Genomic DNA, 21,073 nt, shown 5'->3' on the forward strand with positions numbered 1-21,073 from the left:
CGCCGGAGGACGGCATGAGCGAGGTCCGGCGCGAAAGAGACAGTCTCGGCGAGGTCGATGTCCCCGCCGACAAGCTCTGGGGCGCGCAAACGCAGAGGTCGCTGGCTTATTTCAGTATTGGCCGCGATCTCATGCCGCCGGAACTCATCCCGGCCTTCGCCTTGATCAAGCGCGCGGCCGCGACGGTGAATGCGGCGGAGAGGCGGCTCGATAGCGAAACGGCGAAGCGCATCGTCGCGGTCTGCGACGAAATCCTCGCCGGCGAACATGCCGATATGTTCCCGCTGCACGTCTGGATGACGGGCAGCGGCACCCAGTTCAACATGAACGTCAACGAAGTGATCGCCAACCGCGCCGCCGAGATCGCCGGCAAGCCGCTCGGCGGCAAGGACCCGGTCCACCCCAACGATCACGTCAACCTCTCGCAATCCTCGAATGATGCCTTTCCCACGGCGATGCATATTGCCGCTGTCGTCAATGTGAAGAGCCGGCTCGTGCCGGCCGTCGCGGCGCTTCGCGACGCCATCGCCACCAAGGCAGGCGCGTGGCGCGACATCGTCAAGATCGGCCGCACCCATCTGCAAGACGCGACGCCGCTGACGCTTGGCCAGGAATGGTCAGGTTATGCCCATGCGCTGAGCGAAGATCTCGTTCGCCTCGACGATGCGTTGAAAGGCGTCTATCCCCTGGCGCTCGGGGGCACCGCGGTCGGCACCGGACTCAACGCCACGCGGACATTCGCGGCGGCGGCCGCGGCCGAGATCGCCCGCCTCACCGGCCTGCCCTTTTCCACCGCGCCGAACAAATTCGCGGCGCAAGGCGCGCATGATGCGCTCGTCCAGCTCTCCGGCACTTTGCGCACCCTCGCCGTTTCGCTTTACAAGATCGCCAATGATATAAGGCTTCTCGCCTGCGGACCCCGCGCGGGTTTTGCCGAACTCATCCTGCCCGAGAACGAGCCCGGCTCCTCGATCATGCCCGGCAAGGTGAACCCGACCCAGGCCGAAGCGCTGACCATGATCGCGGTACAGGTGATGGCCAATGATGTTGCGGTGGGCTTCGGCGGCGCCGGCGGCCATCTCGAGATGAATGCCTATAAGCCGCTGATCATCGCCAATCTCATGCAGTCGATCATCCTGCTCGCCGACGGCTGCACCAATTTCCGCAAATATCTCATCGAAGGCACCAAGCCGAACCGCAAGAAGATCGATGAATATGTCGCGAACTCGCTGATGCTCGTGACGGTGCTGAGCCCGGTGATCGGCTACGACAAGGCGGCAGAGATTGCCCATTACGCGGCCGAGCACGACTTAAGTCTTAAGGACGCAGCTCTGCATCTTGGCTATATCAGCGGTCAGGATTTTGATCGTGTGGTCGATCCGAAAAAGATGATAAATCCGTAACCTCATCTCGCCGATCGATTCAATGCGAACGAATTTGGAACTGAACAATGTCCACGGAACCTGCAACCGTCGGCTATGAGCTGCTCCGCACGCCGCGGCTCAACAAAGGCACCGCCTTCACCGAAGCCGAGCGCCGCGCCTATCATCTCGAAGGGCTGCTGCCGCCGCGGCCGGTGACACTCGAATTGCAGATGGCCCGCATCCACGCAGAGCTCTCCAACCTCGACAACAATCTGCAGAAATACATGTTTCTGTCAGACCTTCAGGCGCGTAACGAGACGCTCTATTACGCGATCCTGATGTCGGACCCGGCGACCTTCATGCCGATCGTCTACACGCCAACGGTTGGCGAAGCCTGCCAGAAGTTCGACCAGATTTTTCGCATTCCGCGTGGCCTCTATCTGCCGATCACGGCGCTCGGGCGGCTCAAAGAACTGCTCAGCCATTGGCCGCAGAAGGATGTGCGCTTCATCGTCGTCACCGATGGCGAACGAATCCTCGGCCTCGGCGATCTCGGCGTCGGCGGCATGGGCATTCCGATCGGCAAGCTCTCGCTCTACACGGCCTGCGCGGGCATTCCGCCGCAATATTGCCTGCCGATCACGCTCGATGTCGGCACCAACAATCCCGAATTGCTCGAAGACCCGCTCTATCTCGGCCTCAACCAGAAGCGCGTGCGCGGCGCGGACTATGCCGCCTTCATCGATGAATTCGTTCAGGCGGTGCAGGAGCTCTATCCCAAGTGCTGCATCCAATGGGAGGATTTCGCCAATTTCAACGCCGTGCCGATCCTCGAGCTCTATCGCGACAAGATCTGCACGTATAACGACGATATTCAAGGCACAGCGGCCGTGGCGCTGGCCGGCGTCTTCGCGGCGCTGCGGATTTCAAAGCAGAAGCTGACCGAGCAGCGTTTCCTCTTCCTCGGCGGCGGCTCGGCCGCGACGGGCATCGCCGAGCTCATCAGCCAGGCGATGGCGCTGGAGGGGCTCGACCTCAAGGCGGCGCGGGCGCGCAACGTGCTCTTCGACATCAACGGGCTCGTCGTCCGCTCGCGCAACGACCTCGCCGATTTTCAGCGTCCGTTCGCGCTCGAACATGCACCGATCACGAAATTCGTCTATGCGATCAAGGAGCTGCGGCCGACCGGCATCATCGGCGTCAGCACCGTGCCGAAACTGTTCAATCAGTCCGTCATCGAGACGATGGCCGACATCAATAAGCGACCGATCATCTTTCCTTATTCCAACCCGACCTCGCGCTCGGAATGCACGGCGGAGGAAGCCTATCGCTGGTCGCAGGGCCGCGCCATTTTCGCCAGCGGCAGTCCGTTTCCGCCGGTCGAGATCGAAGGCCAGAGCTTCACGCCCGGCCAGGGCAACAATGTCTATATCTTCCCGGCGATGGGCATGGCCATATTCGCCACCGAGGCGAAGCGCGTGACGGAGGAGATGTTCATCGTCGCGGCCAAGGCGGTCGCCGAACAGGTGACAGAGAAGAATCTCGCGGATGGGCTGATCTATCCGCCGCAGAGCAAAATCCTCGAAGCCTCACTGCATGTCGCCACGCGCGTCGCGGAATATATTTATGATCACGATCTCGCCGGCGTGCCACGCCCCGCCGACATCTCCACCCATATCCGCGCCTGCGCCTATAAGCCGGTCTATCCCGCCTTCGCGGTCTGACTATTCCGGCGCATTCTCGATCGGGTCGTACTGCTTCACGTCGAGGCCGAAGAGCTCGAAGCTCTTTTGCATATGCGGCGGCAGCGGCGCCGTCACGTCAAGCGTGCCGCCGCGCGGGTGCGGCAATACGAGCCGGCGCGCGAGAAGATGCAGCTTGTGCTCGACGGCGTCGGGGATTTGCCGCGCGGGATCGTGCCGGCGCGGATCATTCGCAGCGCCGGAATATTTCGGGTCGCCGATGATCGGATGGCCGATCGCCTCGGCATGGGCGCGCAATTGATGCGTGCGGCCGGTGATCGGCTTCATCGACAGCCAGGCGAGCCGCGGCGTGACTTTGTCGACCACGGCATAATAAGTGACGGAATGCTGCGCATCCTCATCGCCATGTTTGGCGATGCGCATTTTCTCCAAACCGCTGCGATCCTTCTGGGCTTTCGCGTCGGCCCGTGCATCGCCCATGCCCTCGCCCTTGGCCAGAAAAAGCGAGATGCGCCCCTGCGCCGGCTTCGGCACGCCTTCGACGAGCGCCCAATAGATTTTCTGCGCCTGACGTGAACGGAAAATCTCGCCGAGCTTGGCGGCGATGCCGCGCGATTTGGCGACAAGCAAGACGCCCGACGTGTCACGGTCGAGCCGGTGAACCAGCACCGGACGCTCACCCTTTTCATCGGCGAGCGAGGCCAGCATGCCGTCGATATGGCGCTTGGTCCCCGAGCCGCCCTGCACCGCGAGGCCAAAGGGCTTGTTGAGGACCATCAGATCCTTGTCTTCGTAAAGGATCATATCGCGGATGGCGCGGCGATCGGCTTCCGAGATCACCTGCAGTTTCGCTGGCGGCGGCGCCACGTCGACCGGCGGCACGCGGACCTTCTGGCCAGCGGCGAGCCGCGTCGCCGTCTTGACCCGGCCGCCATCGACGCGCACCTGGCCGGTGCGGACGATCTTGTTCAGATGCGACAGCGAGAGAGTCGGCAGGCGCCGCTTGAACCAGCGGTCGAGCCGCATGCCCTCTTCGTCTTCGGTGACTTGCAGGGTTTGGACAGAGCCATGAATCGCGTCATCGCGAGGCGCATCGCTCCGAAGCGATCCAGCCTTTGCTTCCGGATTGCTTCGCTTCGCTCGCAATGGCGCTTGTTTTTGACTCACGACCTCTCCCGTTCCTTCCTCAGCTTTTCCCAATACTCGAGTCGCTTCTTGATCTCGCGCTCGAAGCCGCGTTCGACCGGCTTGTAAATGTTCTGCCGGCCGAGCTTTTCCGGCCAATAATCCTGGCCCGAGAAGGCTTCGGGCGAATCATGGTCGTATTCATAGCCCGAGCCATAGCCTTCCGACTTCATCAATTTCGTCGGCGCATTGAGGATCACCTTCGGCGGCATCAGCGAGCCATGTTCCTTGGCGAGACGGTTGGCGGCACCATAGGCGCGATAAGCGGCGTTCGATTTCGGCGCGGTCGCGACATAGATCAGCGCGTTGGCGAGCGCCAGTTCGCCCTCCGGCGAGCCGAGAAAGTCATAGGCGTCCTTGGCCGCATTGGCGACGACGAGCGCCTGCGGATCGGCCATTCCGATGTCCTCGATCGCCATGCGGACGATACGGCGGGCGATAAACAGCGGCGCCTCGCCGGCGTCGAGCATTCGCGCGAGGTAATAGAGCGCCGCATCGGGGTCGGAGCCGCGCACGCATTTATGCAGCGCGCTGATGAGGTTGTAATGGCCCTCCTGCGCCTTGTCGTAAATAGGCGCGCGGCGCTGCACGATCTCGGTCAAAGCGGCAACATCGAGCGGTTCCGGGGGCGCGGCCCGCCAGATTTCCTCGGCGAGCGTCAGTACGGCGCGGCCGTCGCCATCGGCCATGCGCAGCAAGGTCTCGCGCGCTTCAGGGGTCAGCGGCAGAGGCTTGCCCTCGACCGTCTCCGCCCGAACCAGCAGCTTTTCAAGCGCCGCCTCGTCCAAGGCGCGGAAAGTCAGCACCCTCGCCCGCGAAAGCAGCGCGGCGTTGAGCTCGAAGCTCGGATTCTCGGTCGTGGCGCCGATCAAAGTGATCGTGCCGTCTTCCATGACGGGCAGGAAACTGTCCTGCTGCGTGCGGTTGAAGCGATGGATTTCATCGACGAAGAGAAGCGTGCCTTGCCCGATGGCGCGGCGCTTGCGCGCTTCCTCGAAGACCTTCTTGAGCTCGGCGATGCCGGAGAAGATGGCCGAGATCTGCACGAAGGCGAGCTTCGTCTCCTGCGCCAGCAGCCGGGCGACCGTTGTCTTGCCGGTGCCGGGCGGTCCCCAGAAAATCAGGCTGCCAAGCGAGCCGGCGCGGATCAGCCGCGTCAGCGCGCCGTCTCGCCCCAAAAGGTGATCCTGCCCCGCGACCTCATCGAGGTGGCGCGGGCGTAGCCGGTCAGCCAGCGGATGGGGCGCTTGATCGGACAAATGAGCAGCAGCAAAAAGATCGGACATATCGCTTCAATTTGGGCGCGAAAGCCCCGGAAATGAAGAGCAAATTGGCTCGCGCGCGGAATAATTCCCGCGCTGATGCGAGCGCCAAATGCAAATCTTTATCAGCCAGTTAACGTTTCGATGAGAATTGAAAGCAAGTATAATTTCACCGAATCGTGGGAGCTTCGTAATATGCGTGTGGTCGCACTGGTCAACCAAAAGGGCGGGTCCGGCAAGAGCACTTTGGCTGCCTGCCTCGCCGTCGCCGCGCAGGAAGCCGGCGAGCGCGTCTTTCTCATCGACATGGACCCGCAGAAATCGTTGCTCAAATGGGGTCATCGCCGCCAGGACAAGAACATGCCGGTCGAGGCGGTGATGGCGGCCAAGCTTGAGGCGGCGATCGCGGCGCTCGCCCGCGGCCGCGTCACGCTCGTCATCGTCGACACGCCCGCCACCGACTCGCCCGCAGCCGATGCCGCCATGCGCGCCGCCGACCTTTGCCTGATCCCTGCCCGGCCGACCATTTTCGACATCTGGGCGAGCGAAGCCACACGCGGCAAACTCAAGACCCTGAGCAAGGACTACGCCTTCGTGCTCAACCAGTGCCCCCCTTTGCAGGAGAGCCAGCGCGTCAGCGACGGCGCCGCGGCTGTCGAAGCGATGGGTGGCCTGCTGCGCCCGTTCGTCGTCGCCCGCGTCGATTATCAGGAAGCCGCGCGCGAGGGCATGGGCGTGACCGAGATCGATACCGAGGGCAAGGCCGCCGAGGAAGTGCGCCACCTTTGGTCGTCACTGAAGCGGCGTCTGAGCCGCCTCAAGCACGCTGAAAAAGGCGCCCGCCGCGCGGCGTAGCGCGTCTCGGCTCATCGCTGGGGAGCAGAAGCAATCCAATTGCGCCGGATTGCTTCGTATTTGCTCGTAGCGACGACTAGCCGCCGATCACCGTGGTGATGATCTGATTGCCGCGGCCGATGCTGATCTTCCAGAAGTAATGATCGCCGGTCGTCGCCTGCTGGAGATCGTGCGTCGTCTCGATCTTCTTGTCGTTGACGGTGATGATGACGTCGCCCTTTTGCAGGTTCAGCGCCGCAGCGCGCGATTCTTCATCGACATCGCTGATGACAACGCCCTGCCGGGCAGCATCCAGCGAATATTCCTCGGCGACCGCCGGCGAGATATTGATAACCGTCGCGCCGGCGAAGGGCGAGGAGCCGGCGATCTTGACCGGATCGCGCGGCAGATCCGGGGCCGGTTCGGCATTGAGCACCAGCGTCAGCGGCTTGCTGTCGCGAACGATCGACAAGGTGACTTTGCCGCCGAGCGGCGCGGTCGCGAAGCGGTAGCTGAAAGCTTCGACATCATCCGTCGGCTGGCCATCGACGGAGACGATCAAATCGCCCTGCTTTAGACCGGCGGCCTCGGCGGGGCTCTTCGGCGTGACGTCGGTGACGAGCGTGCCGGCGGGCCGATCGAGATTGAGCGAATCGGCGATTTCCCGCGACACATTCTGCAGGCCGGCGCCGAGCCACGGCCGCCGCACTTCCGTTCGGCCGCTCTTGGCCGTGGCGACAACCACCTTCACCATATCGGAGGGGATCGCAAAGCCGATACCGACCGAACTGCCGGTCTGAGACACGATCGCCGAATTGATGCCGATGAGGCGGCCGCGCATATCGACGAGTGCGCCGCCGGAATTGCCCGGGTTAATCGCTGCGTCGGTCTGGATGAAGAAGCCGTAGTGCGAGATGCCCTCCTCCGTCCGCGCCAGCGCCGAGATGATGCCCTGAGTCACAGTCTGGCCAACGCCGAAGGGATCACCGATGGCGAGCACGAGATCGCCAACTTCGAGCTTGTCGGAATCGTCAAACTCCATAAAGGGGAACGGCCCTTTTCCCTTCAGCCGCAACACGGCGAGATCGGTCCGCTGATCACGCAAGACGATCGTGGCTTCAAGCTCGCGCCGGTCGGAGAGCGCCACCTTTACGTCGGTCATGCCTGCGATGACATGATAATTGGTGACGACGAGACCGCTGGGATCGATCAAGACGCCCGAGCCAAGCGATTGCGCAGTCGGGCCGCCGGGACGGCCTTCCTCGGAATCGCCGTCGCCAAAGAAATGGCGGAAGATCGGGTCGTTGAAGAGCGGATTACGCGGCTGGGAGTCGGTGCGCGAGGCATAGACGTTGACGACGGCCGGCGCGACCTTCTTGACGATCGGTGCGAACGAAAGGTTGATCTCCGCTACCGAGGTCGGCACGGCTGGCTCCGCCGCGAGAGGCGCTGCGACGACTGCCGTGCCAAGCATTACAGTTAACATGATCCCGATTCGAAACATCTTTGTCATGCGATCTCCATCCTGGCGCTGATGACGGCGAACAGACTAAAGCGAAACCAATTACCTGCCGCAAAGCTTTCGTCACAAGGGTTCAAATGTGCGCCTGACGCCGCAGTCCCGGTGATTTTTATCACAGCCATTTTCGAAAGGGCGAGGCCCAATCCGTACCGTGATGAGGACAGACCTCGTCATAATTACGAAGGAGCACGAATTATGCCCCACATCATTATTTTCAAAGATGCCGATTTTCTCGGCGACCACAAACATATCTTCCAGGGCCGCGAAAACCTGCAAAACATGGATGGCGGGTTCAACGACACGATCAGTTCGTTCTATATCGTCGACGGCTACTGGGAGTTCTTCAAGGACTACATGTGGGAACACCCTTATCCGTTGAACCAAACACCCGCGATCCTTGGGCCCGGGGCCTATCCGAGCGTCACCGATGTGCTCGGTGCGGGATCGAACGACAACATCACCGGGTTGCGGCCGATGGAATTGGTCAATGGGGTATGGATTCCAGTGAGCTTAACCACACCCGCACCCGTGAACCTTACGATCAAGAAAGAGCATACGGTTACCGCCCGCGCGCATTGAGCGTCTAGCCCGCAGACCGGCGTTCTCGCGCCGGATATTATGTTCCAGCGGTCGATACAGCCCAGACTCGTATCGCCGTCGCGACAATAGAAAAAGGCGGCGCTGACACTCAGCGCCGCCCCCTCTAAATAAAAGCCATCCCATACCGCCGGCGACTGCGCCAAGCGCTCAGGCCTCGGCGGCAGCCGCTTCCAGAACCGGCCCGGAATCCTTGCCCTTGGCCTCGACATCACGATCGACGAATTCGATCACCGCGAGCGCCGCATTGTCACCCTTGCGGAAGCCGGCCTTCAAAACGCGCGTATAGCCGCCGTTGCGGGCCTTGTAGCGGGGGCCGAGCACGTCGAAGAGCTTGCGAACGAGATCGACATCCTTGATCTGCGAGATCGCCTGGCGGCGGGCGTGCAGATCGCCGCGCTTGCCGAGCGTGACAAGCTTTTCGACAACCGGACGAAGATCCTTCGCCTTCGGCAGCGTCGTGACGATCTGCTCGTGCTTGATAAGAGCTTGCGACATATTGGCGAACATCGCCTTGCGATGTTCGTGCGTGCGGTTAAAGCGGCGCTTTGCGCGACCGTGATACATGGCCAGTCTCCTTATGCGGCCGCCGTGCCAAGGTACGGCCGGGTGTTGTTATCAACGGCCCTCTTCCGAGGAAGAGGGCTCTGTTACTCAATAATGCTCTTCGAACCTTTTGGCGAGTTCGTCGATGTTCTCCGGCGGCCAGCCGGTGACTTCCATGCCGAGGTGCAGACCCATCTGGGCGAGCACTTCCTTGATCTCGTTCAAGGACTTGCGACCGAAGTTCGGCGTCCGCAACATCTCCGCCTCGGTCTTCTGGATCAGATCGCCGATGTAGATGATGTTGTCGTTCTTCAGGCAATTGGCCGAACGCACCGAAAGCTCCAGCTCGTCCACCTTCTTGAGCAGCGCCGGGTTGAAGGCGAGCTCGGGGATGGACGGCGCCACTTCCTCGCGGCGCGGCTCCTCGAAGTTCACGAAGACATTGAGCTGGTCCTGAAGAATGCGCGCCGCATAAGCGACCGAATCCTCGGGCGAAACCGAGCCGTCGGTCTCGATCTGCAGAGTGAGCTTGTCGTAATCGAGGATCTGCCCTTCGCGGGTGTTCTCGACGCGATAGCTCACCTTGCGCACCGGCGAATAAAGGCTGTCGACCGGGATGAGGCCGATCGGCGCATCCTCGCTGCGGTTGCGATCCGCGGTCACATAGCCCTTCCCGGTGTTGACCGTGAATTCCATACGAATCTCGGCGCCTTCGTCGAGCGTGCAGATGACGAGATTGGGATTCAATACCTGCACATCGCCAACCGTCGAAATATCGCCGGCGGTCACCTTGCCCGGGCCGGTCTTCTTCAAGACCATGCGCTTCGGACCCTCGCTCTGCATCTTGATCGCGATGTCCTTGATGTTGAGGACGATGTCGGTCACGTCCTCGCGCACGCCGGGGATCGACGAGAACTCGTGCAGCACGCCGTCGATGTGCACCGAGGTGATCGCCGCGCCCTGCAGCGACGACAAAAGAATCCGCCGCAGCGAATTGCCGAGGGTAACGCCGAAGCCGCGTTCGAGCGGCTCGGCGATGATGGTGGCAAGCCGCTTCGGATCGTCGCCGGCGACGACTTCGAGCTTGTTCGGCTTGATGAGCTCCTGCCAGTTCTTCTGAATCACGAGAGCATCCTCATTGGGGGGCATATACAGCCCCCGGCTGAATCAGCGCCGGAGGCCTTGCACAGTTGAAACAATTAAACGCGGCGGCGCTTGCGCGGGCGGCAGCCGTTGTGCGGAATCGGCGTCACGTCACGGATCGAGGTGACGGTGAAGCCCGCGGCCTGCAGCGCACGTAGCGCCGATTCACGGCCGGAACCGGGACCGGACACTTCGACTTCAAGCGTGCGCATGCCATGCTCGGCCGCCTTGCGTGCAGCGTCCTCCGCCGCCATCTGCGCGGCGTAGGGCGTCGACTTGCGCGAACCCTTGAACCCCATCGTTCCCGCCGACGACCAGGAGATCGTATTGCCCTGGGCATCGCTGATGGTAATCATCGTATTGTTGAACGAGGAATTCACATGCGCCACGCCTGAGACGATGTTCTTGCGCTCTCGGCGGCGGACGCGTGTGTTTGCTTCTTTTGCCATTTCTCTGTCCTTCCAGCGCGCCCGTAATGCCAGGCGCTAGGGCTTCTTGGTTTAAACGTCAGAATTTCAACGCAACCCCGGACAGCACTATGCCGGCCCGGAGAGGGATCGTGCCGAAGTGGCGATTACTTCTTCTTGCCGGCGATCGGCTTCGCCTTGCCCTTACGGGTGCGGGCGTTGGTATGCGTGCGCTGGCCGCGGACCGGCAACTGGCGGCGATGACGCAAGCCGCGATAGGCGCCAAGGTCAGTCAGCCGCTTGATGTTCATCGACACTTCGCGACGCAGATCGCCTTCGACCTGATAATCGCGATCGATCGTCTCGCGGATCTGCAGAACTTCGGCATCGGTCAGATCGTGCACGCGCCTCTCCGGCGAAATATGCACCTTCTCGATGATTTCCTGCGCCTTCTTGGGACCGATCCCGTGAATATATTGAAGGGCGATGACGACGCGCTTGTTCGTCGGAATGTTTACGCCGGCAATACGTGCCACAATGTTCTCCATGTCTGCCGCGCTATGGCGGCGAAGGAAATTCCCGCGTCCGGTGGAGGCCGGCCCTTGCGGGGAAGCTGATAATGCAAAACCGGCCCTTGCATGGTTGCCCACGCGGACCGGATCCGATCATTTCGGCTTGGAACGCTCTACCTAGTGGCTCGCGACCGCCCCGTCAACACCAAATTGCGGCGAAATCAGCGCTTTAACCGCCAATTTCGCACCGCTTCAGACCCTCTGGCTCGCCGCGATGGCTTCGTCGATCGCCCCGCTGACCGCCGCGATCGGCGCCATGCCATCGACCGCTCTCAACTCGCCCCGTTTGGCATAATAGGCCGAGACCGGCGCGGTCAGCTCACGATAGGCATCGAGCCGTGTCTTGAAGGCCTCGGGATTGTCGTCGGCGCGGACTTTCCCGCCCGCCGCAAGCGTTTCCTCGACCCGTTTGCCGATGCGGCCCAGAAGCTCGGCCTCGTTGACCTTGAGCTCGACTACGGCATCGAGCCGTAGCCCCTTGTCGGCGAGCAATCTGTCCAGTCCCTCGGCCTGTTTCACCGTGCGCGGAAACCCGTCGAGGATGAAGCCCTTGGCCGCATCCGCCTGGTCGATCCGGTCGGCGATGATGCCGAGAACGATATCGTCGGAGACGAGCCCACCTGCATCCATCACCGCCTTGGCCTTAAGGCCGATGGGCGTACCGGCCGCGACAGCCGCACGCAGCATGTCACCGGTCGAAAGTTGCGGGATGGAATATTTCTCTACGAGGCGTGCCGACTGCGTCCCCTTGCCTGCTCCGGGCGGTCCGAGCAGAATCAGCCTCATCGTTTCTTCCCTCTCAATCTGGCTTTCTTGACCAGACCTTCATACTGATGCGCCTGAAGGTGGCCGTGGATCTGCGCCACGGTGTCCATCATAACGCTTACGACGATCAGGAGCGAGGTGCCGCCGAAATAAAACGGCATGGCGGCATAGGAGACCAGAAGCTCCGGCAGGATACAGATGAGGCAGAGATAGCCGGCGCCGAGAACGGTAATCCGCATCAAGACCTTGTCGATATATTGTGCAGTGCGCTCACCGGGCCTGATGCCGGGGATAAAGCCGGAATGTTTCTTCAGATTCTCGGCGGTCTCGGTCGGATTGAAGACGATCGCCGTGTAGAAGAACGCGAAGAAGACGATCAGCACGACATAAAGGATCATATAGAGCGGCCGGCCGTGGCCGAGATAAAGCGAGATCGTCGCGAGGATTCCGCCGCCGGCGCCGCCGTGGCTGGAGAAATTGGCGATCGTCGTCGGCAACAGCAGCAGCGAAGAGGCGAAGATGGGCGGAATGACACCCGACGTATTGAGCTTCAGCGGCAAGAACGAGGTCTGCCGGTCGTACGTCTTATTGCCCTGCTGGCGCTTCGGATACGTGATGATGAGCCGCCGCTGCGCGCGCTCCATGAAGACGATGAAGCCGATGACCGCGATCGCCACCACCAGGACAGCGAGGATCAAGAAGGTCGAAAGCTGGCCCTGCCGCCCGAGTTCGAGCGTATGGACGATCGCCGCCGGGAAAGCCGCGACAATGCCCGAGAAGATGATGAGCGAGGAACCGTTGCCGATGCCGCGCGAGGTGATCTGTTCGCCAAGCCACATCAGGAACAGGGTGCCGCCGGTCAGCGTGATCGTCGTCGACAGCGTGAAGAAGATGCCGGGATTGGTGACAATGCCGGCCTGCCCCTGCAAGCCGACCGCGATGCCATAGGCCTGGAAGGCAGCCAGCACCACGGTGAGATAGCGCGTGTATTGATTGAGAATCTTGCGCCCGGCCTCGCCCTCCTTCTTCAGCGATTCGAGCGAGGGAAAAACGCTCGTCAGAAGCTGGATGATGATCGAGGCGGAGATATAGGGCATGATGTTCAGGGCGAAGATCGCCATGCGCTGCACAGCGCCGCCCGAGAACATGTTGAAGAGCTGCAGGACGCCCTGGCTATTGCCGTTGAAGGCGCGCGCGAAAGCTTCGGGGTCGATACCCGGCAGCGGAATATAAGTGCCGAGCCGGTAGATGATCAGCGCGCCGAGTGTGAACCAGATACGCTTCTTCAGTTCGTCGGCTTTGGCGAAAGCGCCCCAATTGACGTTAGCTGCAAGCTGTTCCGCGGCCGATGCCATGAGGTACTCCGCTGGCGCGCCCGGCGCCGCCCAATCCCGAGAATGACCTTAAGCCCGAGATGTGGGGAGCCCGAGGCTCCCCCGCAACCGACGCTTAGGCCTCAGCCGCGGCCTCAGCCACGACATTGAGAAGCTTGACTGAACCGCCCGCCTTTTCGATGGCGGCGACAGCCGATTTCGACGCTCCGGCAACCTCGAAGGCGAGCTTGGCGCTGATTTCGCCGACGCCAAGAATCCTCACGCCGTCGCGCCGCTTGGTGACGACGCCCGCTGCGAGCAGCGTTTCGATCGTCACCGCAGCATCCGCCGGGAGCTTGCCGGCGGAGACCGCTTCCTGGATGCGGCCGAGGTTGACCTCGTTATAATTCTTGCTGGACGGCGGTGTGAAACCGCGCTTCGGCAAGCGACGATGCAACGGCATCTGGCCGCCTTCAAAGCCCTTGATAGCGACGCCGGTCCGCGCCTTCTGGCCCTTGACGCCGCGCCCACCGGTCTTGCCCTTGCCCGAGCCGATGCCGCGGCCGACGCGAATCCGCGCTTTCGTGGCGCCGGGATTGTCGGTGATTTCGTTGAGTTTCATGATTGTCCTCACGCGTTCTCGACGATGCGCACGAGATGCGCGACCTTATCGATCATGCCGCGGATCGCCGGTGTGTCGGCGAGTTCGGCGCGGCGGCCGAGCTTGTTGAGGCCGAGGCTGATGAGCGTCGTGCGCTGCACGGCGGGACGGCCGATCGGGCTCTTGATCTGCTCGACGACGAGCTTTGATTTCGCAGTGTTGGTCATAGCGAACTTCCTTACGCCTCGGCTGCGGCTTCGGCCTCGCCACCCACGCGGCGTGCCTGCAAGGTCGAAACCTTCAGGCTGCGGCGGGCAGCGACGGCACGCGGCGAATCTTCGTGCTGAAGCGCATCAAAGGTCGCGCGGACCATGTTGTAGGGATTGGACGAACCCTGCGACTTGGCAACGACGTCATGCATGCCGAGCGTCTCGAACACGGCGCGCATCGGGCCGCCGGCAATGATACCGGTACCGGCCGGTGCGGCGCGCAGAACGACGCGGCCCGCGCCGTGGCGGCCGGTCACATCATGATGCAGCGTGCGGCCTTCGCGCAGCGGCACGCGGATCAACGAATGCTTGGCGGCTTCCGTCGCCTTGCGAATCGCTTCCGGAACCTCGCGCGCCTTGCCGTGGCCGAAGCCGACGCGGCCCTTCTGATCGCCGACAACGACGAGCGCGGCGAAGCCAAAGCGACGCCCGCCCTTCACCACCTTGGCGACGCGATTGATATGGACCAGACGATCCACGAATTCGCTGTCTTCCCTATCCCGCTCGCGGCCGCGGCCGCCGCCTTCACCTTCGCGTGCCATATTCTTTTCCGTTCTTTCGTCACTTGCGCGGCCGGCGCTATGCCGCCGCTCGCTTCCGAATGGATTAAATCGTCAGTCCTGCCTCGCGGGCGCCTTCGGCCAGCGCCTTCACGCGGCCATGATAGACGTAAGCGCCGCGGTCGAAGACGACCTCCTTGACCCCCACCTCGAGGGCGCGGGCCGCAATCTGCTTGCCGACCTCGCGGGCCGCCTCGATCGAGGCCCCGGTCTTCAGCGCCTCGCGATTGGTCTTCTCCAGCGTCGAGGCTGAAGCGAGCGTGCGCCCGGCGCCGTCATCGATGATCTGAGCATAGATCTGTTTCGACGAACGATGCACCGACAGGCGGGGCTTACCATAAGCCCGTGCCTTCACCGCACGCCTGACACGGGCGCGGCGACGCGCTTCTGTCTTTAAATCCTTCGCCATAATCCGCTCCTCGCGCATGACCCCGGCAGGCTCATGCGAAAAATTGCCTTACTTCTTCTTGCCTTCCTTACGGAAGATGAATTCGTCGGAATATTTGACGCCCTTGCCCTTATAGGGTTCCGGCGGACGGAACGCACGGATTTCCGCAGCGACCTGCCCGACCTGGCGCTTATCAATGCCGACGATGGTGATTTCGGTCGGCTTCGGCGTCGTGATCGCGATGCCCTGCGGGATCGCATAGGTCACGTCGTGGCTGTAGCCGAGCGACAATTGCAGATTCTTGCCGGCGACGGCAGCCTTGTAGCCGACGCCGTTGATTTCGAGCTTCTTCTCGAAACCCTTGGTGACGCCGACGACCAGGCTGTTCACCTGCGCGCGCGTCGTGCCCCAAAGCGCGCGGGCGCGCTTGGTCTCGTTGCGAGGGTCAACAGTGATCTGATTATCAGCGAAGCTGACGTTGACATCGCCCGGAGCCACAAAGCGCAATTCACCCTTCGCGCCCTTGACGGCGATCGTCTGGCCTTCGACCTTGGCGGTAACGCCAGCCGGTAGAACCACGGCCTTTTTTCCGACGCGGGACATGATCTCAATCCTAGCTTAATCAGAAGACTTTGCAGAGCACTTCGCCGCCCACATGCGCATCGCGCGCCGAGTGGTCGGCCATCACGCCCTTCGATGTCGAGACGATGGTGATGCCGAGGCCGTTGGCGACCTGCGGCATCTCGGCCACCGCCGCGTAGACGCGCCGGCCAGGCTTCGAGACGCGATCAAGCTGCTTGATGACCGGTTCACCATCGTAATACTTGAGTTCAATTTCGAACTCGGTGCGGCCGTTGCCATATTCCGTCGAGGAATAGCCCCGGATATAGCCCTCTTGGGTCAGCACATCGAGCACGTGGGCGCGCAGCCGCGAGCCCGGTGTGTTCACCTTGCCCTTGCGGCGCAATTGCGCATTGCGGATGCGGGTCAGCATATCGCCGAGCGGATCGTTCACAGACATGCGGCGCTCCTTACCAGCTCGACTTCACAAGACCGGGGATCTGGCCACGCGAGCCCAAATCCCTGACCGCGATACGCGACATTTTCATCTTGCCGATGAAGCCACGCGGACGGCCGGAAACTTCGCAACGGTTGCGAATGCGCACCGCCGACGAATTGCGCGGCAATTCCGCCAGCTTCAGCCGCGCGGCGAAACGCTCCTCGGCGGTGAGGGTCTGATCCTCGGCCAGGGTCTTCAGCCGCTTACGGCGCGCCGCATATTGCTTGACGAGCTTCTCGCGATGCTTGTTCTTCTCAATCGAACTCTTTTTAGCCATGTGGTCTACCTCTTGGTCCCGCGTTTGAGGCCAGTCAAACGAGAAATTGGCCTCACTGCCGGAACGGGAAGTTGAATGCGCGCAAAAGGGCGCGCGCCTCTTCGTCGGTTTTAGCGGTCGTGCAGACGATGACGTCGAGACCGAGAAGACTCTCCGCCTTGTCGTAATCGATTTCCGGAAACACGAGATGCTCCTTGATGCCGAGCGCATAATTGCCGCGGCCGTCGAAGCTCTTCGGGTTCAAGCCGCGGAAATCGCGTATCCGCGGCAACGCGATCGTGACGAGACGATCGAGAAATTCATACATCCGCGTCTTGCGCAACGTCACCTTGGCGCCGATCGGCATGTTCTCGCGCACCTTGAAGGTCGCGATCGCCTTGCGGGCGTGGGTCACGATCGGCTTCTGGCCCGCGATCAACCCAAGATCGGCTGCGGCGGAAGCAACCTTCTTCGTGTCGTTGACCGCTTCGCCGACGCCCATATTGAGCACGATCTTGTCGATCACCGGCACTTCAAGGGGATTCTTATAGCCGAATTCCTTGATGAGCTGGTCGCGCACGACCTCGTTATAATGCTTCTTGAGCCGCGGCACATAATCCGTCGGCGCAACGAAATCCTGCGCCGGCGCTGCGTCGCGGCCACGCGCCTTCGCCGACGCGCCCTCGCCGCCCTTGGCCGACTTAACGTCTTTCTTGGCGTCCTTCTTGGCGGCCTTCGGCGCGCCTTTTTCGGTCTTCGGCTCAGCCATCGATCAGGTCTCCCGAACGTTTGGCAACGCGGACCTTGCGGCCGTCGTCGAGAATTTTAAAACCAACCCGCGTCGCCTTGCCGTCCTTCGGATCGGCGATCGAGAGGTTGGACAAATGGATCGTGGCCTCTTTGGAGATGATGCCACCTTCCTGGCTCGGCGTCTGGCGCTGGTGGCGCTTGACGATGTTCACGCCGCGCACGACCGCGCGGCCATCCTTCGGCAGCACCTGCAGCACCTCGCCCGCACGGCCCTTGTCGCGGCCAGCGAGCACGACGACCTTGTCGCCCTTTTTAATCTTCGCGGCCATTACAGAACCTCCGGCGCGAGCGAAATGATCTTCATGTGGTTCTTCGCGCGCAACTCGCGCGGCACGGGCCCGAAAATGCGGGTGCCGACCGGCTCGGACTGATTGTTGATCAGTACCGCCGCGTTGGAATCAAAACGGATGACCGAACCGTCGGGCCGCTTGATGTCCTTCGCGGTGCGCACGACGACCGCCTTCATGACGTCGCCCTTCTTGACGCGGCCGCGCGGGATAGCCTCCTTGATGGAGACGACAATGATGTCGCCCACCGAAGCATATTTCCGCTTCGAACCGCCAAGCACCTTGATGCACATCACGCGGCGCGCGCCGGAATTATCGGCGACGTCGAGGTTGGTCTGCATCTGTATCATGGCCTTCAGCCTTTCCTATCAGACAGGTTTCCGTCACCGGACTTCGCCTGAGTTTGCCTTATTCCTTACACGATCCCTTGCGGGACCATGCCTTAACTCGTCGGAGCCGCCGCGCTATCGACGATGATCCAGCGCTTGAGCCGCGAGATCGGCCGGGTCTCCTCGATCAGCACGGTATCGCCGACCTTCGAGTTATTGGCCTCGTCATGGGCGTGATAATTCTTCGACCGCCGCACCGTCTTCTTGAGCAGCGGGTGGGTGAAGCGACGCTCGACCTTCACCACAACGGTCTTATTCTGCTTGTCGCTGACGACGACGCCCTGGAGAACGCGTTTCGGCATAGTCTCAAACCTTTTTCTTGGCGCGTTCGGTAGCGATCGTCTTCGCCCGCGCAATGTCGCGACGCACGATGCGCACCCGCGTCGTATCCTGAAGCTGCCCGGTCGCCCGCTGAAAGCGCAGGTTGAACTGCTCCTTCTTGAGGCCCAAGGCTTCCTGTTCCAGCTGATCGTCGGACATGACGCGCAAGTCCGAAAGGCGTTGCTTGCTCTTCATTGCGCTCTTCCTATTCCGCGATACGCTGCACGAAGCGCGTCTTGATCGGCAGCTTGGCCGCTGCCAGCGTCAAGGCTTCGCGCGCGAGTTCCGTCGGTACGCCGCCGATTTCGAACATGATCCGGCCCGGCGCGACGCGCACAGCCCAGAATTCCGGCGCGCCCTTGCCTTTACCCATACGCACTTCGACCGGCTTCTTCGACACCGGAAGATCGGGGAAGATGCGGATCCAGACACGCCCGGCGCGCTTCATATGGCGCGTCATGGCGCGGCGTGCCGCCTCGATCTGGCGCGCGGTGACGCGATCGGGCTCCAGCGCCTTCAGGCCGTATTCGCCGAAGTCGAGATTGAAGCCCGCCTTCGCGGCACCGTGGATACGGCCCTTGAAAGCTTTGCGGAACTTCGTGCGCTTGGGTTGCAACATGGTTCAGTCTTTCAAAATTCTCTTCGCAAAGTCTCAGGCCGCGTCGCGGTCGCGCCGGCGACCACGATCGCCGCCACCACCGCCGCCGCCATGATCCTGCTCGGCCAGCTTCTTATCCTGCGCCATCGGGTCATGCTCAAGGATTTCGCCCTTGAACACCCACACCTTGATGCCACAAGTGCCATAAGCGGTGTGCGCCGTCGCAGTGCCATAGTCGACATCGGCGCGCAGCGTATGCAGCGGCACCCTGCCCTCACGATACCATTCGAGACGCGCGATCTCCGCGCCGCCAAGACGGCCGGAGCAGTTGATGCGGATGCCCTCGGCGCCGAGACGCATCGCCGATTGCACGGCGCGCTTCATGGCGCGGCGGAAGGCCACGCGGCGCTCGAGCTGCTGGGCGATCGAATCGGCGATCAACGTCGCATCGATCTCGGGCTTGCGCACTTCGACGATGTTGATGACGACTTCCGAGTCGGTAAGCTTAGACACCGCCTTGCGGATCTTGTCGATGTCGGCGCCCTTCTTGCCGATGACGACGCCAGGGCGCGCCGAATAGATCGTCACGCGGCATTTCTTGTGCGGCCGCTCGATGATGATCTTCGACACCGCCGCCTGCTTCAACAGCTTGAGCAGAAGCTCACGGATCTTGATGTCCTCGTGCAGCAGCTTGCCGTATTCGCCCTTATTGGCGTACCAGCGCGAATCCCACGTCCGGTTGATGCCGAGGCGCAGCCCGATTGGATTGACTTTCTGTCCCATTGCTCGCTCCTCAGGCCCCGGCCTGCGCCGGCGCTTCGACTTCGCGCACGACAATCGTCAAATTCGAAAACGGCTTCTCGATCCGCCCGGCGCGACCGCGCGCCCGCGGCGAGAACCGCTTGAGCACCAGGCCCTTGCCAACGAACGCCTCGGCGACGACAAGATCGTCGACATCGAGGCTGTGATTGTTTTCCGCATTCGCGATCGCGCTCTCCAACGTCTTCTTGACGTCGGCGGCGATACGCTTGCGCGAGAATTGAAGCTCGGCCAGAGCCCGCTCCACTTTCTTGCCGCGGATCAGTTGCGCAACGAGGTTCAGCTTCTGCGGGCTGACACGGATCATCCGCGTCACCGCCTTGGCCTCATTGTCCTTCAACGCACGCGGCGTTTGTTGCTTGCCCATGATGCGCCTCAGGCCCTCTTGGATTTCTTGTCGCCCGCATGTCCGTGGAACGTGCGGGTGGGCGAAAACTCGCCGAACTTGTGGCCGATCATGTCCTCGCTCACCGAGACGGGGATATGCTTGTGACCGTTGTGGACGCCGAACGTCAGGCCGACGAATTGCGGCAATATCGTCGAGCGGCGGCTCCAGATCTTGATGACTTCGTTACGGCCCGAGGTACGCGCTGCATCTGCCTTCTTGAGCAGATAGCCGTCGACGAACGGACCCTTGGAAAGCGAACGTGCCATCGCTTTAAGCCTTCTTCTTGCTCTTGTGACGCGAAGTCACGATGAACTTGTCGGTGGATTTGTTGGAGCGGGTCTTCTTGCCCTTGGTCGGCTTGCCCCACGGCGTAACCGGATGACGGCCGCCGGAGGTGCGGCCCTCGCCACCACCATGCGGATGATCGACCGGGTTCATGGTGACGCCGCGGTTATGCGGGCGGCGGCCGAGCCAGCGCTTGCGCCCCGCCTTGCCGAGCGAGGCATTCATGTGGTCCGGGTTCGACACCGCGCCGACCGTCGCGAAGCACTGGCCGTGCACCAGGCGCTGCTCGCCGGAATTGAGGCGGACAATGACATAGCCCTGATCGCGGCCGACGATTTGCGCGAAATTGCCGGCCGAGCGCACCAGAGCGGCGCCCTTGCCGATCTTCAGCTCGATATTGTGGATGATCGTGCCCACCGGCATCGAGGCGAGCGGCATGGCATTGCCCGGCTTCACGTCGACTTGCTGGCCGGAGATCACCTCGTCGCCGACGCCGATGCGCTGCGGCGCGATGATATAGGCCTGCTCGCCATCGGCGTAGCGGATCAGCGCGATGAACGAGGTGCGGTTCGGATCATATTCGATCCGCTCGACCTTCGCCGCGACATCGAACTTGCGGCGCTTGAAATCGATGATGCGATAGGACTGCTTGTGCCCGCCGCCGCGGAACCGCACCGTGATGCGGCCATTGTTGTTGCGGCCGCCACTCGAGGATTTACCCTCGGTGAGCTGCTTGACCGGCTTGCCCTTGTAGAGCTCCGAACGATCGACAATCACCAATTGGCGAAGGCCGGGCGTGATGGGCTTGAATGTCTTGAGTGCCATGATC

At 62.0% G+C, this 21,073-nt stretch carries 30 protein-coding genes; 4 read left to right on the forward strand and 26 right to left on the reverse strand.

Going from position 1 to position 21,073, the window contains the following annotated elements; genetic code table 11:
- Nucleotides 1-14: 14 nt before the first annotated feature.
- Nucleotides 15-1,403 carry a class II fumarate hydratase gene (fumC, locus tag CWB41_RS15495; protein ID WP_115836390.1) on the forward strand — a complete coding sequence of 463 codons (1,389 nt, stop codon included), beginning with the start codon at nt 15-17 and terminating at the stop codon, nt 1,401-1,403.
- Between the two features lie 47 nt (nt 1,404-1,450).
- Nucleotides 1,451-3,088 carry an NAD-dependent malic enzyme gene (locus CWB41_RS15500; RefSeq protein ID WP_115836094.1) on the forward strand — a complete coding sequence of 546 codons (1,638 nt, stop codon included), beginning with the start codon at nt 1,451-1,453 and terminating at the stop codon, nt 3,086-3,088.
- On the opposite strand, the gene CWB41_RS15505 is transcribed toward CWB41_RS15500, so the two are convergent.
- Together CWB41_RS15505 and CWB41_RS15510 are read right to left on the reverse strand one after the other, a co-directional pair.
- On the reverse strand, nt 3,089-4,093 hold the full coding sequence (locus tag CWB41_RS15505; protein WP_115836389.1) for an RluA family pseudouridine synthase: 1,005 nt from the start codon (nt 4,091-4,093) through the stop codon (nt 3,089-3,091).
- 137 nt (nt 4,094-4,230) lie between these two features.
- Nucleotides 4,231-5,538: a replication-associated recombination protein A gene (locus CWB41_RS15510; RefSeq protein WP_115836093.1), complete on the reverse strand. Its 1,308-nt coding sequence runs from the start codon at nt 5,536-5,538 to the stop codon at nt 4,231-4,233.
- A gap of 171 nt (nt 5,539-5,709) precedes the next feature.
- Between CWB41_RS15510 and CWB41_RS15515 the strand changes: the two genes are divergently transcribed.
- Nucleotides 5,710-6,369 (forward strand): ParA family protein, encoded by a 660-nt coding sequence (locus tag CWB41_RS15515; protein WP_115836092.1) that lies wholly within the window; start codon nt 5,710-5,712, stop codon nt 6,367-6,369.
- A 76-nt stretch (nt 6,370-6,445) separates the two neighbouring features.
- Here CWB41_RS15515 and CWB41_RS15520 read toward each other — a convergent pair whose 3' ends face one another.
- Nucleotides 6,446-7,852 (reverse strand): DegQ family serine endoprotease, encoded by a 1,407-nt coding sequence (locus tag CWB41_RS15520; RefSeq protein ID WP_425373455.1) that lies wholly within the window; start codon nt 7,850-7,852, stop codon nt 6,446-6,448.
- A gap of 213 nt (nt 7,853-8,065) precedes the next feature.
- Here CWB41_RS15520 and CWB41_RS15525 point away from each other — a divergent pair, with 213 nt between their 5' ends.
- Entirely contained in the window at nt 8,066-8,449 is a 384-nt protein-coding gene (locus CWB41_RS15525; RefSeq protein WP_165204408.1) for a beta/gamma crystallin-related protein, read from the forward strand.
- 168 nt (nt 8,450-8,617) lie between these two features.
- On the opposite strand, the gene rplQ is transcribed toward CWB41_RS15525, so the two are convergent.
- From rplQ to rplB, 23 genes are all read right to left on the reverse strand, one after another.
- Nucleotides 8,618-9,034 carry a 50S ribosomal protein L17 gene (gene rplQ, locus CWB41_RS15530; RefSeq protein WP_115836090.1) on the reverse strand — a complete coding sequence of 139 codons (417 nt, stop codon included), beginning with the start codon at nt 9,032-9,034 and terminating at the stop codon, nt 8,618-8,620.
- Between the two features lie 87 nt (nt 9,035-9,121).
- Nucleotides 9,122-10,162: a DNA-directed RNA polymerase subunit alpha gene (locus tag CWB41_RS15535; RefSeq protein ID WP_115836089.1), complete on the reverse strand. Its 1,041-nt coding sequence runs from the start codon at nt 10,160-10,162 to the stop codon at nt 9,122-9,124.
- Between the two features lie 50 nt (nt 10,163-10,212).
- Nucleotides 10,213-10,605, reverse strand: coding sequence for a 30S ribosomal protein S11 (gene rpsK, locus CWB41_RS15540; protein ID WP_115836088.1), 393 nt, complete (start codon nt 10,603-10,605; stop codon nt 10,213-10,215).
- 125 nt (nt 10,606-10,730) lie between these two features.
- Nucleotides 10,731-11,099, reverse strand: a complete 369-nt coding sequence (gene rpsM, locus CWB41_RS15545) for a 30S ribosomal protein S13 (RefSeq protein ID WP_115836387.1) — start codon at nt 11,097-11,099, stop codon at nt 10,731-10,733.
- Between the two features lie 228 nt (nt 11,100-11,327).
- Nucleotides 11,328-11,921, reverse strand: coding sequence for an adenylate kinase (locus tag CWB41_RS15550; protein WP_115836087.1), 594 nt, complete (start codon nt 11,919-11,921; stop codon nt 11,328-11,330).
- Nucleotides 11,918-13,255 (reverse strand): preprotein translocase subunit SecY, encoded by a 1,338-nt coding sequence (gene secY, locus CWB41_RS15555; RefSeq protein WP_115836086.1) that lies wholly within the window; start codon nt 13,253-13,255, stop codon nt 11,918-11,920. Before secY ends, CWB41_RS15550 begins: the two co-directional genes overlap by 4 nt.
- 94 nt (nt 13,256-13,349) lie before the next feature.
- Entirely contained in the window at nt 13,350-13,835 is a 486-nt protein-coding gene (rplO, locus tag CWB41_RS15560; protein WP_115836085.1) for a 50S ribosomal protein L15, read from the reverse strand.
- Between the two features lie 8 nt (nt 13,836-13,843).
- A complete protein-coding gene (gene rpmD, locus CWB41_RS15565; RefSeq protein ID WP_115836084.1) occupies nt 13,844-14,041 on the reverse strand; it encodes a 50S ribosomal protein L30 in 198 nt (65 codons plus the stop codon).
- Between the two features lie 11 nt (nt 14,042-14,052).
- The gene (rpsE, locus tag CWB41_RS15570) at nt 14,053-14,625 is read right to left on the reverse strand and encodes a 30S ribosomal protein S5 (RefSeq protein WP_115836083.1); all 573 of its coding nucleotides are present in this window, start codon (nt 14,623-14,625) and stop codon (nt 14,053-14,055) included.
- Nucleotides 14,626-14,689: 64 nt separating this feature from the next.
- The gene (rplR, locus tag CWB41_RS15575; RefSeq protein ID WP_115836386.1) at nt 14,690-15,052 is read right to left on the reverse strand and encodes a 50S ribosomal protein L18; all 363 of its coding nucleotides are present in this window, start codon (nt 15,050-15,052) and stop codon (nt 14,690-14,692) included.
- A 48-nt stretch (nt 15,053-15,100) separates the two neighbouring features.
- A complete protein-coding gene (gene rplF, locus CWB41_RS15580) occupies nt 15,101-15,634 on the reverse strand; it encodes a 50S ribosomal protein L6 (protein WP_115836082.1) in 534 nt (177 codons plus the stop codon).
- A gap of 19 nt (nt 15,635-15,653) precedes the next feature.
- Complete coding sequence (rpsH, locus tag CWB41_RS15585) at nt 15,654-16,052, reverse strand: 30S ribosomal protein S8 (protein ID WP_115836081.1); 399 nt, start codon at nt 16,050-16,052, stop codon at nt 15,654-15,656.
- A 10-nt stretch (nt 16,053-16,062) separates the two neighbouring features.
- Entirely contained in the window at nt 16,063-16,368 is a 306-nt protein-coding gene (gene rpsN / locus CWB41_RS15590; RefSeq protein WP_115836080.1) for a 30S ribosomal protein S14, read from the reverse strand.
- Between the two features lie 52 nt (nt 16,369-16,420).
- Nucleotides 16,421-17,116 carry a 50S ribosomal protein L5 gene (rplE, locus tag CWB41_RS15595; RefSeq protein WP_115836079.1) on the reverse strand — a complete coding sequence of 232 codons (696 nt, stop codon included), beginning with the start codon at nt 17,114-17,116 and terminating at the stop codon, nt 16,421-16,423.
- The gene (gene rplX / locus CWB41_RS15600) at nt 17,109-17,426 is read right to left on the reverse strand and encodes a 50S ribosomal protein L24 (protein ID WP_115836078.1); all 318 of its coding nucleotides are present in this window, start codon (nt 17,424-17,426) and stop codon (nt 17,109-17,111) included. The genes rplE and rplX overlap by 8 nt, the downstream gene beginning before the upstream one ends.
- On the reverse strand, nt 17,426-17,794 hold the full coding sequence (gene rplN / locus CWB41_RS15605; protein ID WP_115836077.1) for a 50S ribosomal protein L14: 369 nt from the start codon (nt 17,792-17,794) through the stop codon (nt 17,426-17,428). The genes rplX and rplN overlap by 1 nt, the downstream gene beginning before the upstream one ends.
- A 92-nt stretch (nt 17,795-17,886) precedes the next feature.
- Entirely contained in the window at nt 17,887-18,135 is a 249-nt protein-coding gene (gene rpsQ, locus CWB41_RS15610; RefSeq protein WP_115836076.1) for a 30S ribosomal protein S17, read from the reverse strand.
- A gap of 4 nt (nt 18,136-18,139) precedes the next feature.
- A complete protein-coding gene (gene rpmC / locus CWB41_RS15615) occupies nt 18,140-18,349 on the reverse strand; it encodes a 50S ribosomal protein L29 (RefSeq protein ID WP_115836075.1) in 210 nt (69 codons plus the stop codon).
- A gap of 10 nt (nt 18,350-18,359) precedes the next feature.
- Nucleotides 18,360-18,773, reverse strand: coding sequence for a 50S ribosomal protein L16 (rplP, locus tag CWB41_RS15620; protein ID WP_115836074.1), 414 nt, complete (start codon nt 18,771-18,773; stop codon nt 18,360-18,362).
- A gap of 33 nt (nt 18,774-18,806) precedes the next feature.
- Nucleotides 18,807-19,535 carry a 30S ribosomal protein S3 gene (gene rpsC / locus CWB41_RS15625; protein WP_115836073.1) on the reverse strand — a complete coding sequence of 243 codons (729 nt, stop codon included), beginning with the start codon at nt 19,533-19,535 and terminating at the stop codon, nt 18,807-18,809.
- 10 nt (nt 19,536-19,545) lie between these two features.
- Nucleotides 19,546-19,938 (reverse strand): 50S ribosomal protein L22, encoded by a 393-nt coding sequence (gene rplV / locus CWB41_RS15630; RefSeq protein WP_115836072.1) that lies wholly within the window; start codon nt 19,936-19,938, stop codon nt 19,546-19,548.
- An 8-nt stretch (nt 19,939-19,946) separates the two neighbouring features.
- Nucleotides 19,947-20,225, reverse strand: coding sequence for a 30S ribosomal protein S19 (gene rpsS / locus CWB41_RS15635; protein ID WP_115836071.1), 279 nt, complete (start codon nt 20,223-20,225; stop codon nt 19,947-19,949).
- Nucleotides 20,226-20,229: 4 nt separating this feature from the next.
- Complete coding sequence (gene rplB / locus CWB41_RS15640; RefSeq protein WP_115836070.1) at nt 20,230-21,069, reverse strand: 50S ribosomal protein L2; 840 nt, start codon at nt 21,067-21,069, stop codon at nt 20,230-20,232.
- Nucleotides 21,070-21,073 lie beyond the last annotated feature (4 nt).

The organism is Methylovirgula ligni, assembly GCF_004135935.1.
In the GTDB taxonomy this organism is placed as follows: domain Bacteria; phylum Pseudomonadota; class Alphaproteobacteria; order Rhizobiales; family Beijerinckiaceae; genus Methylovirgula; species Methylovirgula ligni.